The 16733-nt window shown below is 72.0% G+C and carries 14 protein-coding genes; 4 read left to right on the top strand and 10 right to left on the bottom strand.

Going from position 1 to position 16733, the window contains the following annotated elements; genetic code table 11:
* Positions 1-176 precede the first annotated feature (176 nt).
* From glmS to GA0115234_RS31450, 3 genes are all read right to left on the bottom strand, one after another.
* A complete protein-coding gene (glmS, locus tag GA0115234_RS31440; protein ID WP_093548510.1) occupies positions 177-2006 on the bottom strand; it encodes a glutamine--fructose-6-phosphate transaminase (isomerizing) in 1830 nt (609 codons plus the stop codon).
* 58 nt (positions 2007-2064) lie between these two features.
* On the bottom strand, positions 2065-2340 hold the full coding sequence (locus tag GA0115234_RS31445; RefSeq protein WP_072489218.1) for a hypothetical protein: 276 nt from the start codon (positions 2338-2340) through the stop codon (positions 2065-2067).
* Between the two features lie 154 nt (positions 2341-2494).
* The gene (locus GA0115234_RS31450; RefSeq protein ID WP_093548512.1) at positions 2495-3388 is read right to left on the bottom strand and encodes a DUF4429 domain-containing protein; all 894 of its coding nucleotides are present in this window, start codon (positions 3386-3388) and stop codon (positions 2495-2497) included.
* Between the two features lie 156 nt (positions 3389-3544).
* Between GA0115234_RS31450 and GA0115234_RS31455 the strand changes: the two genes are divergently transcribed.
* Positions 3545-5173 carry a beta-N-acetylhexosaminidase gene (locus GA0115234_RS31455; protein WP_256088872.1) on the top strand — a complete coding sequence of 543 codons (1629 nt, stop codon included), beginning with the start codon at positions 3545-3547 and terminating at the stop codon, positions 5171-5173.
* Positions 5174-5264: 91 nt separating this feature from the next.
* On the opposite strand, the gene GA0115234_RS31460 is transcribed toward GA0115234_RS31455, so the two are convergent.
* From GA0115234_RS31460 to GA0115234_RS31470, 3 genes are all read right to left on the bottom strand, one after another.
* Positions 5265-5624 (bottom strand): hypothetical protein, encoded by a 360-nt coding sequence (locus GA0115234_RS31460; RefSeq protein ID WP_093548514.1) that lies wholly within the window; start codon positions 5622-5624, stop codon positions 5265-5267.
* A complete protein-coding gene (locus GA0115234_RS31465; RefSeq protein WP_176729328.1) occupies positions 5621-6262 on the bottom strand; it encodes a GNAT family N-acetyltransferase in 642 nt (213 codons plus the stop codon). Before GA0115234_RS31465 ends, GA0115234_RS31460 begins: the two co-directional genes overlap by 4 nt.
* Before the next feature lie 74 nt (positions 6263-6336).
* Complete coding sequence (locus GA0115234_RS31470; RefSeq protein ID WP_093548516.1) at positions 6337-6792, bottom strand: MarR family winged helix-turn-helix transcriptional regulator; 456 nt, start codon at positions 6790-6792, stop codon at positions 6337-6339.
* A gap of 159 nt (positions 6793-6951) precedes the next feature.
* Here GA0115234_RS31470 and GA0115234_RS31475 point away from each other — a divergent pair, with 159 nt between their 5' ends.
* Complete coding sequence (locus tag GA0115234_RS31475) at positions 6952-8394, top strand: MFS transporter (RefSeq protein WP_093548518.1); 1443 nt, start codon at positions 6952-6954, stop codon at positions 8392-8394.
* Positions 8395-8520: 126 nt separating this feature from the next.
* Positions 8521-9300, top strand: a complete 780-nt coding sequence (locus GA0115234_RS31480) for a hypothetical protein (RefSeq protein WP_093548520.1) — start codon at positions 8521-8523, stop codon at positions 9298-9300.
* A gap of 98 nt (positions 9301-9398) precedes the next feature.
* On the opposite strand, the gene GA0115234_RS31485 is transcribed toward GA0115234_RS31480, so the two are convergent.
* The 4 genes from GA0115234_RS31485 to GA0115234_RS31500 are packed head-to-tail and all read right to left on the bottom strand — an operon-like array spanning position 9399 to position 15239.
* A complete protein-coding gene (locus GA0115234_RS31485) occupies positions 9399-10565 on the bottom strand; it encodes an acyl-CoA dehydrogenase family protein (RefSeq protein ID WP_093548522.1) in 1167 nt (388 codons plus the stop codon).
* Positions 10566-10595: 30 nt separating this feature from the next.
* Positions 10596-11537: a hydroxymethylglutaryl-CoA lyase gene (locus GA0115234_RS31490; RefSeq protein ID WP_093548524.1), complete on the bottom strand. Its 942-nt coding sequence runs from the start codon at positions 11535-11537 to the stop codon at positions 10596-10598.
* Positions 11534-13624 carry an ATP-binding protein gene (locus tag GA0115234_RS31495; protein WP_176729329.1) on the bottom strand — a complete coding sequence of 697 codons (2091 nt, stop codon included), beginning with the start codon at positions 13622-13624 and terminating at the stop codon, positions 11534-11536. The genes GA0115234_RS31490 and GA0115234_RS31495 overlap by 4 nt, the downstream gene beginning before the upstream one ends.
* A gap of 7 nt (positions 13625-13631) precedes the next feature.
* Positions 13632-15239 carry a carboxyl transferase domain-containing protein gene (locus tag GA0115234_RS31500; protein ID WP_093548526.1) on the bottom strand — a complete coding sequence of 536 codons (1608 nt, stop codon included), beginning with the start codon at positions 15237-15239 and terminating at the stop codon, positions 13632-13634.
* Between the two features lie 244 nt (positions 15240-15483).
* Here GA0115234_RS31500 and GA0115234_RS31505 point away from each other — a divergent pair, with 244 nt between their 5' ends.
* Positions 15484-16704, top strand: coding sequence for a DUF418 domain-containing protein (locus GA0115234_RS31505; RefSeq protein ID WP_093548528.1), 1221 nt, complete (start codon positions 15484-15486; stop codon positions 16702-16704).
* The last annotated feature ends 29 nt before the right edge of the window (positions 16705-16733 follow it).

The following is a 16733-nucleotide window of genomic DNA, read 5'->3' on the forward strand; positions in this document are numbered from 1 at the left end:
GAAACCGGCATTTGATGGTCCGTGAAAGGTGGATTGGGTGCTTGTGAGGGGTACATCACGGTTACCGGCCGGGCCGGTGCACCGGGGCAGGCACCGGCCGGTGCCGACGCGATCCCGCATCCGCGGTGGCGGCGGATGCGGGGCCGCACGGCACATCTCGGCCGTTCCACGCGGGCCTACTCGACGGTGACGGACTTCGCCAGGTTGCGCGGCTTGTCGATGTCACGGCCCATGGCCAGCGCCGTGTGGTACGCGAAGAGCTGGAGCGGGATGCCCATCAGGATCGGGTCCAGCTCGTTCTCGTTCTTCGGTACGACGATGGTGTGGTCGGCCTTCTCCTGCACCTGGTGGGCGACGGCGAGGATGCGGCCGCTGCGGGCCTTGATCTCCTCCATCGCGGCGCGGTTCTTCTCCAGCAGATCGTCGTCCGGCACGATCGCCACCGTCGGCATCGCGGGTTCGATCAGCGCGAGGGGGCCGTGCTTCAGCTCGGAGGCCGGGTACGCCTCCGCGTGGATGTAGGAGACCTCCTTGAGCTTCAGCGAGGCCTCACGGGCGACGGGGTAGCCGCGTACCCGGCCGATGAACATCATCGACTTGGCGTCCGCGTACTCGGCCGCCATCTTCTTGATCTCGTCCTCGTTCGCCAGGATCTCGCTGATCTGGGCGGGCAGCCTGCGCAGCCCCTCGATGATCCGCTTGCCGTCGGCGACCGAGAGATCCCGGATCCGGCCCAGGTGCAGGGCGAGCAGCGCGAACGCGACGACCGTGTTGGTGAAGCACTTGGTGGAGACGACGCACACCTCGGGCCCGGCGTGCACGTACGTACCGCCGTCGGCCTCCCGGGCGATCGCTGAACCCACCACGTTGACGACACCGAGCACGCGGGCGCCCTTGCGCTTGAGCTCCTGGACGGCGGCCAGTACGTCGTACGTCTCACCGGACTGGGAGACCGCGACGTACAGCGTGTCCGGGTCGACGACCGGGTTGCGGTAGCGGAACTCGGAGGCCGGCTCGGCGTCCGCGGGGATGCGGGCGAGCTCCTCGATCAGCTGGGCGCCGATCTGGCCGGCGTGGTACGAGGTGCCGCAGCCGAGGATCTTGATCCGGCGGACCCCACGCGCCTCCCGGGCGTCCAGGTTGAGACCGCCCAGGTGCACGGTGGCGAAGCGGTCGTCGATCCGGCCGCGCAGCACCCGGTCGACGGCGTCGGCCTGCTCGGAGATCTCCTTGTGCATGTACGTGTCGTGGCCGCCCATGTCGTACGACTCGGCCTCCCACTCCACGGTGGTCGGGGTGGCCGTCGTGGACGAGCCCTCCGTGGTGTACGTACGGAAGTCGTCGGCCTTCAGGGTGGCCATCTCGCCGTCGTCCAGGGTGACGACCTGGCGGGTGTGGGCGACCAGCGCGGCGACGTCCGAGGCGACGAACATCTCCTTCTCGCCGATGCCGAGCACCACCGGGGAGCCGTTGCGGGCGACCACGATGCGGTCGTTGAAGTCGGCGTGCATGACGGCGATGCCGTACGTGCCCTCGACCGAGCGCAGCGCCTCGCGGACCTTCTCCTCCAGGGTGTCCGCCTGCGCGTGGGCGATCAGGTGGACCAGCACCTCGGTGTCGGTCTCGGAGAGGAAGACGACACCGTCGGCGACGAGCTTCGCACGGAGCTCGGAGGCGTTGTCGATGATGCCGTTGTGGACGACGGCGACCTTGTTCTCGGCGTCCAGGTGCGGGTGCGCGTTCTCGTCGCTCGGGGCGCCGTGGGTGGCCCAGCGGGTGTGGGCGATCCCGGTGGTGCCGGTGAAGCGCTTGGGGACGCGGGCCTCCAGCTCGCGGACCCGGCCCTTCGCCTTGACCATCCTCAGGGGGGCGGGCTTGCCCGCCGACGCCTTGCCGGTGATGACGATGCCCGCGGAGTCGTAACCCCGGTACTCCAGTCGCTGCAGCCCTTCCAGCAGCAGCGGAGCCACATCACGCTTACCGATATATCCGACGATTCCGCACATAGAGTCTCTGCCCCTCCATCGACGTACCTGTGGTGCCCGTCGCTCGGCCCTGGGTTCTTCAGCCGTAGACGATGCGGCGCAGCTGGCGGAGCGAGAGCTCCGGCGGCGCGACCGCGCGGTGCGGCAGCTCGGCCGCGATCCGCTCGAAGATCTCCGCGTTGACCAGGCCGCCGGACTGCAGTTCGCGGTGGCGGCGGCGGACGAAGTCGTCGGTCGTCTCGTCGAAGTACGCCAGCACGTCGAGGATCACCCGGGCGGCTTCACCGCGCTGGAGCGCGGTGCTGCGCACCAGGTGGTCGATGAGGTCGTCATGCGACGGGCGGCGTTCGAGCACTCGTTGATATTGCGATGGGCGGGGCACTTACGCAACAATTCTGCCCGATATCGGGCAGGCTCGGGTGTGATTACGCTCTCGAACGACCCCGGAACCGGTTGGGGCCGGGCCGGGGATGGGTCGGCCAGGCTGTGCGCGCGGCGCTCCGACGCGTCTACAGGCGTTTGAGTACGGCCTGCTTGGCGGCGGCGAACTCGTCGTCGGTGAGGACCCCGGACCGGTGCAGCTCGCCGAGCTCGCGCAGTCGGCGCAGCAGTACGTCGTGGTCGTCGCCCGCCGGGGCCGCGAGCTCCGCGGGCGCGGCGGGCGACGCGGCCGGTACCGCCGCCGGGGCCCTCCCCGCCGCGTCGGGCAGCCGCACCAGGACCGCCGCCGCGACCAGGACCGCCGTGTACTCCTTCTTGGACAGTCCCCACAGATCCAGCGAGTACGGGTCGTACTCGGCCTCCGGGGCGGAGGCCGCCGGACCCCCGCCCCGTACGAAGCGCAGATGGCCGTTCTCCAGGCCGATGGCGGGCATCCAGTGCACGCCCGTGACCTCCGAGACCGGGAACGCGACCGGGCCGCCGGAGGTCTTGACCTCCTTGGCCTTCCAGTTCCAGGTCAGGCGCACGGTCTCCCCGTCGAACGAGGCCGTGCCGTCCCCGCCGCCACCGGCGACCGGCACGGCGGGCCCCGGCAGCAGGAAGCCGTCCACCGCGCCGGTGGGCACCTGCTCGATCCGCAGGGCGTCGCGCACCTCGTCGGCGAAGTACTCCGCCACTCCGCTCCGGTCCTTCTCCACGGTCAGCTGATACGGGTCCGCCGCGTCCTTGAGCCGGCCGTCGGCCGCCCGCAGCACCGGGCACGCGCCGTCGCGCAGCCGCAGTCGCAGCCGGCCGCCCTTGCGGTCCGGCTCGAAGGAGATCCCCGCCAGGGCCCGCAGCGGGACGGCACGCTCGCCGAGCTCCTGCCGGAGCGGGTGGATGCCCTTGCCCCGGCCCGGCACGATCCGCACCGTCTCGCCGTCGAAGTGCCAGGTCCCGTCGCGCTGGATTATTTCCGCCATGCGACAGATTCTGTCAGCCGTGAAACGGGGGAGCGGTCTGCACCTTGACCACGCGTGAGGCGCGCGATACGCATGGTGATGGCTCGGTCGCTCGGAGATCCATACCGGTCGCTCAGGAGATCCACAGGTGTGAACCCGTCGAAAGGGATCCGGCTCGTGAGACTGCACAGGACACAGCGCACCGCCCTGCCCCGCCTCCTCGGCTCGCTGCTGCTCGTCACCGCGGCCGGGATCTCCGGTGTCGGCGCGGCGGCGGAGAGACCGGCGGCGGACAGCGGCCCGGCCGCCGCCCCGCCCCGTCCGCTCGGCCAGATCGTGCCCGCCCCCGCAGAGGTCGAGCCCGGTGGCTCCCCGTACACCATCACGGCGGACACCAGGATCCGCGTCGACGGCTCCGGCGAGGCCCGGAAGGTCGGCGACTACCTGGCGGGCGTGCTGCGCCCGTCCACCGGATACCCGCTGCCGGTCACCGGCGACGGCGGCAACGGCATCCGGCTGCGCGTCGACCCCCGCATCGGCGAACTGGGCGCCGAGGGCTACCGCCTGATGTCGAGTCAGGGCTCGCTCACCATCACCGCCCGCGGCCCCGCGGGGCTCTTCCACGGCGTCCAGACGCTCCGTCAGCTGCTCCCGGCCGCCGTGGAGAGGAGGAGTCCCCAGAAGGGGCCGTGGACGGTCGCGGGCGGCACGGTCACCGATACGCCGCGCTACGCGTACCGGAGCGCGATGCTCGACGTCTCCCGGCACTTCTTCTCCGTCGCCGAGGTCAAGCGCTACATCGACCAGCTCGCCCTCTACAAGATGAACAAGCTCCATCTCCACCTCTCCGACGACCAGGGCTGGCGGATCGCGATCGACTCCTGGCCGCGGCTCGCCACGTACGGCGGGCAGACGGAGGTCGGCGGCGGTCCCGGCGGCTCCTACACGAAGAGCGACTACCGGGAGATCGTCCGGTACGCGGCCTCCCGCTATCTGGAGGTCGTGCCGGAGATCGACCTGCCCGGCCACACCAACGCGGCCCTCGCCTCGTACGCGGAGCTGAACTGCGACGGGGTCGCGCCGCCGCCGTACACCGGCACCGAGGTCGGTTTCAGCTCGCTCTGCGTCCCGAAGGCCGTCACCTACGACTTCGTGGACGACGTGGTCCGCGAGATCGCCGCGCTCACCCCCGGTACGTACCTCCACATCGGCGGCGACGAGGCGCACTCCACCAGTCATGAGGACTACGTGGCCTTCATGGACAAGGCGCAGGCCATCGTCGGCAGGTACGGCAAGACCGTGGTCGGCTGGCACCAGCTGACCGGGGGGACGCCGGTGAAGGGCGCGGTCGCCCAGTACTGGGGGTACGACCAGACGGGCGCCGCCGAGCGTGCGCAGGTCGCGGACGCCGCCGTGAACGGCACGAAGCTGGTGCTGTCCCCGGCCGACCGCAGCTACCTCGACATGAAGTACGACAAGGACACCGAGCTGGGTCTGGCCTGGGCCGGTTATGTCCCGGTGCAGCGCTCCTACGACTGGAACCCGGCGACGTACCTGGCCGGCGCCCCGGCGGATTCGGTGCTGGGGGTCGAGGCGCCGCTCTGGTCGGAGACCCTGTCCGACAGCGACGAGATCGAGCAGATGGCGTTCCCCCGGCTGCCCGGCATCGCTGAGCTCGGCTGGTCGCCCGAGGCCACGCACGACTGGGACACGTACAAGGTGCGGCTGGGCGCGCAGGGGCCGAGGTTCTCGGCGCTCGGCATCCACTACTACCGCGCGCCGCAGGTCCCCTGGGCCGCCGAATGAGCTGACCGGGCCCGTCCGGCGACCACGCGCCTCCGGTCGCCGGACGGAACCGGTGCTCGCGCTCCACTCGTCCCCGGCCTGTCGTCGCCGGTCACCGGACCAGGACCCCGCCGCCCACCGACCGGGCCCGCAGCGCGGCCCGGGTGATGTCGGCGAGCCGGTCCGCCGCGTAGTCCTCCCGGTAGCCGCTGCGCGTACCGAGCTCCGCGGTGTGCCCGCGCGGCGGTTCGCACTCGGCGAGGAACTCCTCGACGTCCTCCGGCTGTACACAGAGGTCGTCGTCGGCCGGCCGGGGAAGGAACCGGGTCCCGAGCGCACGGGCGGGCTCCGAGCCCCAGAGCCTGGTCCGGCTGCTCTCGAACCCGGCCATGTCACCGCCGTCCTCGGGGTCGTCGAGCAGCCGCAGCTTCCCCGGCCCGTCGTGGACGAAGGTGTGGACCAGCAGCGTCATGCCCCGAACTCCGCCCGGCAGCCGTCGAGTCCCTCGACGGTGACCTCGGTGCTCCGGCACTCCTCCCAGCGCGCCCGGTCCATCCGCAGCCGTTGCAGGGTGACCGGCGCTCCCCGCACGGCGGCGACGGTGGTGCCGTCCGGCAGATAGCCGAGCCGGTGCGAGACCCCCAGCGAGCGCGGGTTGTCGGTCATCGCGGCCGACACCGCGGTCCGGGCCCCGAGACCGGCGAAGGCGAGATGCAGGACGGCGGCCCGCATCTCGGTGCCGATGCCCCGGCCCTGGTGGGCGAGGCCCAGCCACGACCCGGTGCTGACCTGGCCGGTCACGGCGAAGTCCCTCGCCATCAGGTCCTGCCGCCCGACCACCCGTCCCTCGCACAGCACGGCGAGGCTCAGCGCCCAGTCCCGTACCGACCAGCCGGCGACGGTGGACAGCACATGCTGGAACACCACCTTGCCGCGTTCCTCGGGCGGTACGGCGGTCCACGGGACGGTGAACGGCATCTCGTCCGGAGCGTGCACCCCGTCGGCGGCGACCGAGGCGAGCTCGTCCAGCAACTCCAGGTCGGGCAGGCGTAGTTCCAGGCGGGGCGTGCGGAGGCGGAGCCCGTACAGGGGCCAGTGCGGCGGCTTCATGGACGGACTCTGCCGTGCGGCGCGGCGTGCTGTCGAACGGATTCCGCCGGATTCCCCGGGTGGCCCGCGAACGGTCAGGGGCGCGGCCAGGGGCGGCCGCCCAGGCGCTCGATGTCGGTGTTGAAGCGCCTCAGGTAGGAGGCGAAGCCGGAGATGTCCTCGTCCGACCAGTTGGCCATGACCCGCTCCAGGGAGCTGACCAGGCCCTCGCGTTCCGCGTCGAGCATGCGGGCGCCCTCGTCGGTGATCCGGAACTTGCGGGCCATGCCGCCCTCGGGGTCCGGGATGCGCTCCACGAGTCCGGCGCGCATGGCCGCCGCGGTCTGCCGGTTGAGGGTGGAGGCGTCGAGCCCGAAGGCGTCGCTGAGCTCACCGATCGACATCGGTCCCTGGACGCGGACGCGGCTGAGCAGGATGTAGGCGCTGTGGTCCATCAGCCCGTCCTTGCGCCGGCCGCCCTTGTTCTGCAGGAGGCCGTGGCGGCTGAGGAGCATCTGCTCGTACTCGACCTCGTGGGTGGGCCTGGTCATGCGCCTGCCGCCTCCTGCTGTCGTCCGGGCGTCCCGGCGTGTTTCCGAATGTCGTCCTCCATTCTCCCACAGGCCCATGCAACGTACATATAACGTGCTCGATGCATGAAGTGTGTACGATGCATAATCTTCTTCCGATACACACCCGAGGAGTCCCGGATGGGTGCCCCCCAGCCAACAACCCGCCCCGGCGGCGTCGTCGCCACGCTGGCCATCGCCGGTGTCACGGCGGCGATCATGCAGACCCTGGTCACCCCGCTCATCGCGGAGCTGCCGCAGATCCTGAGCACCACCCCCTCGAACGCGACGTGGGTGATCACCGTCACCCTGCTGGTGTCCGCCGTCTGCGTGCCCGTCTCCGGACGTCTGGGCGACATGGTCGGCAAGCGCCGGATGCTTCTCGTCTGCTCCGTGCCGCTGATCGTCGGCTCGGTGGTGTGCGCGCTCTCCTCGTCCGTCGTCCCCATGATCGTCGGCCGTGGTCTCCAGGGCATGGGCATGGGCGTGCTGCCGCTCGGCATAGCCCTGCTGCGCGACGTGGTCCCGGCGGAGAAGCTCAGCTCCTCCATCGCACTGGTCAGCGCCTCCATGGGCATCGGCGGCGCGCTCGGCCTGCCGATCGCCGCGGCCGTCGCCCAGTACACGGACTGGCGGGTGCTGTTCTGGGGCTCGGCCGGCCTCGCCACCGTCGTCGCGGCGCTGATCTGGTTCCTGATCCCCGATGTGCCGGCCGGGGCCAAGGGGCAGCGGTTCGACGTGCTCGGTGCGCTCGGTCTCGGGGCGGGCCTGGTCTGCCTGCTGCTCGCCGTCTCCAAGGGCGCCGACTGGGGCTGGGGCTCGGCGACCACGCTCGGCCTGTTCGCCGCCGCCGTCGTGGTGCTGGTCGCCTGGGGTGCGTGGGAGCTGCGTACCCGGGACCCGTTGGTCGACCTGCGCACCACCGCGCGTCCCCGGGTGCTGATGACCAACCTCGCCTCCGTCTTCGTCGGCTTCGGCATGTACGCCACCATGCTGATCTCCCCGCAGCTCCTCCAGTTCCCCTCCGCCACCGGCTACGGCCTGGGTCAGTCGATGCTCGCGGCGGGCCTGTGGCTGGCGCCCGGCGGCATCATGATGATGATCGTCTCCCCGCTCGGCGGAAAGCTCATCGACGCCCGGGGCCCGAAGTTCACCCTGGTCTGCGGCATCCTGGTCATCGCGGTCGGCTACGGCCTGGCGCTGGTGCTCATGGGCTCCGCGTGGGGCCTGATGGTGGTCGGCATGGTGACCAGCAGCGGTGTCGGCCTGGCGTACGGGGCGATGCCCGCACTGATCATGGGCTCGGTCCCGCTGTCCGAGACCGCCGCCGCCAACGGCTTCAACACGCTCATGCGCTCCCTCGGTACGTCGATCGGCGCCGCGGTGATCGGCGTGGTCCTCTCGCAGATGACCGTCACCATGGGCGGCCACACCTTCACCTCCGAGAACGGCTTCCGTACCGGACTCCTGGTCGGCTGCGGCGTCGCCCTGGTCGCGGCGGTGATCGCCGCCGCCATCCCGGCCATGCGCCGCACGGGGGACGGCGCCGACGCCACTCCGGAACCGGCCCCGGCCAAGGTCTGACCCGCGACTCGCGTACTGCTCCGCCGCCCGTTCTCCGCGTACGCGGGCGACGGGCGGCGGCGGTTCCGGTAGTGTCGCGCTCTTCGGACGGCGTCAGCCCCCGGAGCCCTGAAGGCGATCACGCCCATGACCTCCTCGCGCCCCTCCGCCGCGCCCCCCGCCCGCCGTCGCCTCGACGCCGCGCTGGACAACCTCGCGGTCACCTTCCGCGGCATGACCGCCCGCCCCGACGAGAACAACTGCGAGTGCCACTGGGGCAGCGCCGAGGACCTCGCCCTGCTCAAGGTCCCGGACATCGAGCTGGACGACGATCTTCTGCAACGCACCTGGCGGGCTTCCGACTGGAGCGACCACGCGGCGGTGCTGCGCCGGATCCTCCCTCAGTTCGCCCGGTACCTCGTCGCGGGCCGCGTCGAACCCTTCCTCGGCCCGGAGGAGATCGGCCGCTCGTTCGACCGGGGCCACTGGCAGCAGTGGCCCGCCGAACAGGGAGCGGCGGTAAGGGAGTTCCTCCACGCCTGGTGGACCCACACCCTCACCGACCCGGCCCCGGCCGTCCCGGCCCACGAACTCCTCGCCCTGCTCGTCGAGGCATCCGGCGCGCTCACCCCGTGGCTCGCCCACTGGGAGACGCAGACCGGCACCCCGGCCACCCGGCACCTCGCCGAGGCCGCCACCCACTGGGAGTACCACCTCCTCGGCGACGAACTCCCCTGGGACGCCTGGGACAGCGAGGACGACGGGGGCGAGAGGCGCGCCGAGCTGACGGCCTGGCTGCTGGACCACGCCCGGCCCCGCCTCATCGCACACGGCGCACCCGACGAACTGCTCCACCGCATACGCCTGCTCGGCCTCACCGGCCCGGCCCGCTGGGAGGACCCGTACTGGCCCAACCACCGCTACTGAATGGCGGGGTCGGGCTCCTAGGCCCAGCAGGTCGTGGCCCGGCCCGGGACCGGGGAGGGCGGGCCTCCCCGCCCGGCCGGCCCCGGGCCGTCACCGCGTCAGGCCGGCAGGCCCAGTTCGCGGGCGATCAGCATGCGCTGGACCTCGCTCGTGCCCTCGCCGATCTCCAGGATCTTGGAGTCGCGCCACATCCTGGCGACCGGGTACTCGTTCATGAAGCCGTAACCGCCGTGGATCTGGGTCGCCTCGCGGGCGTTGTCCACCGCCACCGTCGACGAGTACAGCTTCGCGATCGCCGCCTCCTTCTTGAACGGTTCGCCCGCGACCATGCGCGAGGCCGCGTCGCGCCAGCCGATCCGGGCCATATGGGCCCGCATCTCCATGTCCGCGATCTTGAACTGGATGGCCTGGTTGGTGCCGATCGGGCGGCCGAAGGCGTGGCGCTCGGCGGCGTACTTGACCGACTCGTCGACGCAGCCCTGCGCCAGGCCCGTGGACAGGGCGGCGATGGCGATCCGGCCCTCGTCCAGGATGCGCAGGAACTGGGCGTAGCCGCGGCCCTCCTCGCCCAGCAGGTTGGCCAGGGGGACGCGGACGTCGGTGAAGGACAGCTCGCGGGTGTCCGAGGCGTTCCAGCCGACCTTGGAGTACGGGGCGGCGACCGTGAAGCCGGGGGTGCCGGACGGCACGATGATCGAGGAGATGAGCGGGGCGCCGTTCTCCTTGCGGCCGGTCACCGCCGTCACCGTGACCAGCTCCGTGATGTCCGTACCGGAGTTGGTGATGAAGCACTTGGAGCCGTTGATCACCCACTCGCCGGTGGCCTCGTCGCGCACCGCCGTCGTCCGGGTGCCGCCCGCGTCGGAGCCGCCGTCCGGCTCGGTCAGGCCGAAGGCGCCGAGCGCCTCGCCCGCGCAGAGCTTCGGCAGCCACTGCCGCTTCTGCTCCTCGGTGCCGAAGTGGTAGACCGGCATCGCGCCGAGCGAGACCCCTGCCTCCAGCGTGATCGCCACGGAGGAGTCGACCCGGGCCAGCTCCTCCAGGGCGATCCCGAGGGCGAGGTAGTCGCCGCCCATGCCGCCGTACTCCTCCGGGAACGGCAGCCCGAACAGGCCCATCCGTCCCATCTCCCGCACGATCTCGTACGGGAACTCGTGTCGTTCGTAGAGGTCGCCGATCTTCGGCGCGACGACGTCGTGCGCGAACTCCTCGACGGTGCGCCGCAGTTCCTCGTGTTCGGCGGTCAGCCGGTGGTCCAGGGACATGGCAGGGTCACTCCTTGTGGGGACGTTCGGTTACCGGACCGAGAGCGCGCGGACGGTACGGGACGGGCTGGGTCGGCCCAGTTGTTCGGCGAGCCACACGCTGGTGGCGGTGAGCGCGTCGAGATCGACCCCGGTTTCGATGCCGAGGCCTTCGAGCATCCACACGAGGTCCTCGGTGGCGAGATTCCCGGTCGCGCTCTTCGCGTACGGGCAGCCGCCGAGGCCGCCCGCGGAGGCGTCCACGGTGGTCACCCCGTGCTGGAGCGCGGCGAGGGTGTTGGAGAGGGCCTGCCCGTAGGTGTCGTGGAAGTGCACGCCGATGGTGTCGGTGGGCACCCCTTCCTCGTTCAGCTCCGAGAGCAGGTTCTGTACATGGCCGGGCGTGGCGACGCCGATGGTGTCGCCGAGGGAGAGCTCGTCGCAGCCGAGGTCCATCAGCGCCTTGGCCACCCGGACGACCTGGTGGACGGGGACGGGCCCCTCCCACGGGTCGCCGAAGCACATCGACAGATAGCCGCGGACATGCACCTGGTCGGCCTTGGCGCGGGCGACGACCGGCTCGAACATGGCGAGCGATTCGTCGACGGTGCGGTTGAGGTTGCGGGCGGCGAACGTCTCGGTCGCCGAGCCGAACACCGCGATCCGGCGGGCGCCGAGCGCCAGCGCCCGGTCCAGGCCGCGTTCGTTCGGAACCAGGACCGGCAGCGCGACGCCGTCGATGTCGGCGAGGCGCGGGAACAGGTGCTCGGCGTCGGCCAGTTGGGGCACCCACTTGGGGTGCACGAAGCTGGTCGCCTCGATGGTGGTCAGGCCCGCCGCGGCCAGCCGGTGGATGAACTCCGCCTTCACCCCGGTCGGGACGACGGCCTTCTCGTTCTGCAGCCCGTCACGCGCGCCGACCTCGTGGATGCGCACCCGGGCGGGCAGATCCTGGGCCGGCACGATCATGGGCAGGGTGCGGGTCGTCGTCATGCTTCCTCCCCGGGAGCCTCGACGGGGGCCACCACGGCCAGGATCTGGTCCATGGCGACCGTGGCACCGGCGGTGACGTCCAGCTCGGTCACGGTCCCGGCGTGCGGGGCGGAGATGACGTGCTCCATCTTCATCGCCTCGACGACGAGCAGGCTCTGACCGGCCACGACCTCGTCCCCGACCGCCACCTTCACGACGGTGACCGTCCCGGGCATGGGCGCGGCGAGGGTGTCCGCACCGGACCGGCCCGCGCCGGCCAGCGACGCCGCCACCGGGTCGTGGTCCTGTACGTACCAGCTGTCGCCGTCCCGGCCGAGCCACACCCCGTCCGGGGTGGTGGCGTGGGTGAACGTGTGGGTGACACCGGCGAGTTCGATGGTGAGGCGGGGCCCGGAGACCTCGACCGGTCTGGCCGTCTCCCTGCCGCCCGGCAGCGGGGCCAGCGGCCCGCAGGCCCCCGTCACCGGCTGCGGCGGCTGCGCGCCCTCCCCGACGTGGCCGAAGGTCAGCTCCGTACCGGCCGGGCAGGAGCGCATCGAGACCTGCACCGGGTCGTGGCCCGGCAGCCGGAAGTCGAGGACCGTGCGGGCCGGGGTGCCGCCGAGGCGCCAGCCGCTGGTCGCCGAGAACGGGTCGGCCCAGCCGGTGGAGGCGTCGGCGGGGGAGGTGGCGGCGGACTGCCGCAGGAGTGCCGCTGCCGCGTACACCTCCTCGGGGACGCCCTCCGGGACCAGGCCGGCCGCCTCGCGCTCCACGAGTCCCGTGTCCAGGTCGCCCGCCACCACCGCCGGGTGGGCGAGCAGGCGGCGCAGGAATCCGGCGTTGGTCGGGACGCCGAGGATCACCGTGTCCGCGAGCGCCGCGCGCAGTCGGCGCAGGGCGGTGGCGCGGTCGGGGCCGTACGCGATGACCTTGGACAGCATCGGGTCGTACAGGCTGCCGACCTCGCCGCCCTCGGCGAGCCCTGAGTCCGTCCGTGCCCCGTTGCCCTGCGGCTCGCTCAGGGCGAGGACCGTGCCGCCCGAGGGCAGGAAGCCGCGCGCCGGGTCCTCGGCGCAGATCCGGGCCTCGATGGCATGGCCGGTGAGGGTGATGTCCTGCTGGCCGTACGGCAGTCGCTCGCCCGCCGCTACCCGCAGCTGCCACTCCACCAGGTCCAGGCCGGTGATCAGCTCGGTGACCGGGTGCTCGACCTGGAGGCGGGTGTTCATCTCCATGAAGAAGTACGAGGCGGGGTCGTTGCCCGGGACGATGAACTCCACCGTGCCCGCGCCGACATAGCCGCAGGAGCGGGCCGCCTGGACGGCCGCCTCGCCCATCGCGGCCCGGGTCCCCTCGTCGAGCAGGACCGAGGGCGCCTCCTCGATGATCTTCTGGTGGCGGCGCTGGAGCGAGCACTCGCGCTCGCCGAGGTGGACCACGTTGCCGTGGGCGTCGGCCAGCACCTGGATCTCGATGTGCCGGGGGCGGTCGATCCACCGCTCCACCAGCAGGGTGTCGTCGCCGAAGGAGGCCCGTGCCTCGCGCCGGGCGGCCGCGATCTCGTCCCCGAGCAGGGCCTCGTCGCGGACCAGCCGCATGCCCTTGCCGCCGCCGCCCGCCGAGGGCTTCAGCAGCACCGGCATCCCGATCCCTCGGGCCGCGTCGACCAGCTGGGCGTCAGTGAGCCCGCTCCCGGACGAGCCGGGCACCACCGGGACCCCGGCCGCCGCGACCGTCTCCTTGGCCCGGATCTTGTCGCCCATCAGCGTGATGGCGGAGGCGGGCGGGCCGATGAAGACCAGCCCCGCCTCGGCGCACGCCCGCGCGAAGCCCGCGTTCTCGGCGAGGAATCCGTAGCCCGGGTGGACGGCCTGCGCGCCGGTGCGCCGGGCCGCGTCCAGCAGCGCGGGCACGCTCAGATAGCTCTGGGCGGCGGGGGCGGGCCCGATCCGTACCGCGGTGTCGGCCTCCCGGACGTGCCGGGCGTCCGCGTCCGCGTCGCTGAAGACGGCGACCGAGCCGACGCCCAGCTCCCGCAGCGTACGGATGACACGTACCGCGATCTCGCCGCGGTTGGCGACCAGGACCGTGTCGAACATCGTCATCTGTTCCTCACATCCGGAAGACGCCGAAGCCGGGTTCACCCAGCGGGGCGTTGGCGCAGGCGGTCAGGGCCAGCCCCAGCACCTGCCGGGTCTCCATCGGGTCGATCACACCGTCGTCCCAGAGCCGGGCCGTGGCGTAGTAGGCATTGCCCTGGGTCTCGTACTGCTCGCGGATCGGGGCCTTGAAGGCCTCCTCGTCCGCCGCGCTCCAGCCGTCGCCCAGCTGGTCGCGCTTGACCGTCGCGAGGACGGACGCGGCCTGCTCGCCGCCCATGACGGAGATCTTGGCGTTGGGCCACATCCACAGGAAGCGGGGGGAGTAGGCCCGGCCGCACATGGAGTAGTTGCCCGCGCCGTACGAACCGCCGACGACCACGGTCAGCTTCGGCACGCGGGTGCAGGCGACCGCCGTCACCATCTTGGCGCCGTGCTTGGCGATGCCGCCCGCCTCGTAGTCCCGGCCCACCATGAAGCCCGAGATGTTCTGCAGGAAGACCAGCGGGATGCCGCGCTGGTCGCACAGCTCGATGAAGTGGGCGCCCTTCTGGGCGGACTCGGAGAACAGGATGCCGTTGTTGGCGACGATGCCCACCGGGTGGCCGTGGATGTGCGCGAAGCCGGTGATCAGCGTCGTGCCGTACTCGGCCTTGAACTCGGCGAACCGGGAGCCGTCGACGACCCGGGCGATCACCTCCCGTACGTCGTACGGCGTGCGCGAATCGACCGGGACGGCGCCGTACAGACCCGCGGGGTCGACCTTCGGCTCGTCGACGGGGCGCACGGACCACGGCAGCGCGCCCCGGTCCGGCAGGGTGGCCACGATGTTCCGCACGATCCGCAGCGCGTGCGCGTCGTCCTCGGCGAGATGGTCGGTCACCCCCGACGTGCGGGAGTGCACCTCGCCGCCGCCCAGCTCCTCGGCCGTCACGACCTCGCCGGTCGCGGCCTTCACCAGCGGGGGGCCGCCCAGGAAGATGGTGCCCTGATTGCGGACGATCACGGCCTCGTCGCTCATCGCGGGGACGTACGCCCCGCCCGCCGTGCACGAGCCCAGCACCGCCGCGATCTGCGGAATCCCGGCCCCGGACATCCGGGCCTGGTTGTAGAAGATCCGCCCGAAGTGCTCCCGGTCCGGGAAGACCTCGTCCTGCATCGGCAGGAACGCACCGCCCGAGTCGACGAGATAGAGGCAGGGGAGACGGTTCTCCAGCGCCACTTCCTGGGCGCGCAGATGCTTCTTCACCGTCATCGGGTAGTACGTGCCGCCCTTGACGGTCGCGTCATTGGCGACGATCACGCACTCCCGGCCGCTGACCCGGCCGATCCCGGCGATCACCCCGGCCGCCGGGGCGGCGCCCCCGTACAGCCCCTCGGCCGCCAGCGGGGCCAGCTCCAGGAACGGGGAACCCGGATCGAGCAGGGTGTCCACCCGGTCCCTGGGCAGCAGCTTGCCGCGCGCCACATGCCGGGCGCGGGCCCTCTCACCCCCGCCGAGCCTGGCCGTGGCGAGCCGCTCGCGCAGCTCGTCGGCGAGCGCGTGATGCGCCGCCTCGTTGGCCTTCCAGGCCTCGGAGGCGGGATCGGCCGCGCTCGCCAGCACCGGTGCCTGCTGCATCGTGTCGAGCCCCCTTGCCCGTACCGCAGTAGTTAGTGACCGTTAACGTCCTTCTTAGGTTAACGAGCGCTAACAGCCTTGTCCAGGGCGCTCGGCCGGTGCCCCCGGTGCGCCCGGCGGGCAATCCGGTCGGCACGGGACATGTGCCACCCGCGGGCGGCAGGCCGCGCGGACCAGCCGGAATAATGGCCCGTGCCGCTCCCTGACCCGGATCGGCACGGGCTTCGGGCGGGGGGAACAGCGGATGACGCGGCAGACGTGGACGGTGCCGGGCACGGGTGCGGCCGGAGGAACGGCCGAGGGGGTGGCGGGGAGGTCCCGCATCCTCGAAGTGGACGCCCTGCGCGGATTCGCGCTCGTCGGCATCCTGGCCGTGAATCTTCTGACGACCGCCGGGCCGCCCGGCGCCAGGGGCGGGCTCGCGGCGGTGCACGCGGCGGACGGGGCCGTGGTGTGGGCGGTCGACCTTCTCGCGCAGTCGAAGTTCTACCTGCTCTTCTCCTTCCTCTTCGGGTACAGCTTCACTCTCCAGATGGACTCGGCCGCCCGCGCCGGGGCGTCCTTCGTCCCCCGGATGTCACGGCGGCTGGCCGGGCTGCTCGTGCTCGGGTTCGCCCACGCGGTGCTGCTGTACAGCGGCGACATCCTCATGATGTACGCCCTGTTCGGACTGGTCCTGCTGGCCGCCCGGAACGCCGGGGCGGTCAGTGCCTGGCGGGCGGCGCTATGGGTGTTCGGCGCGGCCGGGGGCCTCCTGCTGCTGACGGGGCTGGCGGCATCGCTGCTCGACCCCGGCGAACTGGCCGGGTCCGCCACGGAGAAGGCCGAGCTGACCGCCGCCTACCGGGGCGGGTTCGCCGATGTCGTCGGGGCGAACCTCCGGGCGCTGCCCGATCTGCTGGCGGCCGTTCCGCTGATGGGCGGGTTCGTCGTCGCCGCCTTTCTCGTGGGCTTCACGGCCGGCCGGCGGCAGTGGCTCGGCGCGGCCGCGCTCGCCGACCGGGCGCGGCTGCGCCGGATCTTCCTGACGGGGCTCGCCGTCGGCGTCCCCGGGGCGCTCTTCTCCGCCGCGGGGCTGGCGGGACCGCTGTCGGAGCGCTGGACGCTGCTGGGCCTTGCGGTCGGCATGGTGACGGCCCCGGCGCTCTCGGCCGCGTACGCCGCCGGGCTGCTGCTGTGGTTCGGCACGCGGCGCGGTGCCGCGGCGGCCCGGGTCCTCGCGCCCGCCGGACGGATGGCGCTGACCAACTATCTGACCCAGTCCCTCGTCATGGCGCTCGTCTTCTCCGGGTACGGCCTCGGACTGTACGGCCGTACGGGCGCCGCCGCGGCGGTCGGTGGGGCGCTGGTGCTCTACGCCGGCCAGCTCGCCCTGAGCGGATGGCTGATGCGGCGGTACCGGCTGGGGCCGGTGGAGTGGCTGTTGCGCACGGTGACGCTGGGTGTGCGGCCCGGCTCCAGTTAACGTTCGCTAACCCGACTGTCTAGAATCGA

Origin of the sequence: Streptomyces sp. DvalAA-43 (assembly GCF_900091725.1) — a bacterium.
GTDB classification, from domain to species: Bacteria; Actinomycetota; Actinomycetes; order Streptomycetales; family Streptomycetaceae; genus Streptomyces; species Streptomyces pulveraceus.

What these genes read in the sequence shown, in the direction of transcription:
- glmS (WP_093548510.1), bottom strand. Translation starts at nt 2,006, where the DNA reads ATGTGCGGAATCGTCGGATATATCGGTAAGCGTGATGTGGCTCCGCTG.
- GA0115234_RS31450 (WP_093548512.1), bottom strand. Translation starts at nt 3,388, where the DNA reads ATGGCGGAAATAATCCAGCGCGACGGGACCTGGCACTTCGACGGCGAG.
- GA0115234_RS31460 (WP_093548514.1), bottom strand. Translation starts at nt 5,624, where the DNA reads ATGACGCTGCTGGTCCACACCTTCGTCCACGACGGGCCGGGGAAGCTG.
- GA0115234_RS31465 (WP_176729328.1), bottom strand. Translation starts at nt 6,262, where the DNA reads ATGAAGCCGCCGCACTGGCCCCTGTACGGGCTCCGCCTCCGCACGCCC.
- GA0115234_RS31470 (WP_093548516.1), bottom strand. Translation starts at nt 6,792, where the DNA reads ATGACCAGGCCCACCCACGAGGTCGAGTACGAGCAGATGCTCCTCAGC.
- GA0115234_RS31475 (WP_093548518.1), top strand. Translation starts at nt 6,952, where the DNA reads ATGGGTGCCCCCCAGCCAACAACCCGCCCCGGCGGCGTCGTCGCCACG.
- GA0115234_RS31480 (WP_093548520.1), top strand. Translation starts at nt 8,521, where the DNA reads ATGACCTCCTCGCGCCCCTCCGCCGCGCCCCCCGCCCGCCGTCGCCTC.
- GA0115234_RS31485 (WP_093548522.1), bottom strand. Translation starts at nt 10,565, where the DNA reads ATGTCCCTGGACCACCGGCTGACCGCCGAACACGAGGAACTGCGGCGC.
- GA0115234_RS31490 (WP_093548524.1), bottom strand. Translation starts at nt 11,537, where the DNA reads ATGACGACGACCCGCACCCTGCCCATGATCGTGCCGGCCCAGGATCTG.
- GA0115234_RS31495 (WP_176729329.1), bottom strand. Translation starts at nt 13,624, where the DNA reads ATGACGATGTTCGACACGGTCCTGGTCGCCAACCGCGGCGAGATCGCG.
- GA0115234_RS31500 (WP_093548526.1), bottom strand. Translation starts at nt 15,239, where the DNA reads ATGCAGCAGGCACCGGTGCTGGCGAGCGCGGCCGATCCCGCCTCCGAG.
- GA0115234_RS31505 (WP_093548528.1), top strand. Translation starts at nt 15,484, where the DNA reads ATGACGCGGCAGACGTGGACGGTGCCGGGCACGGGTGCGGCCGGAGGA.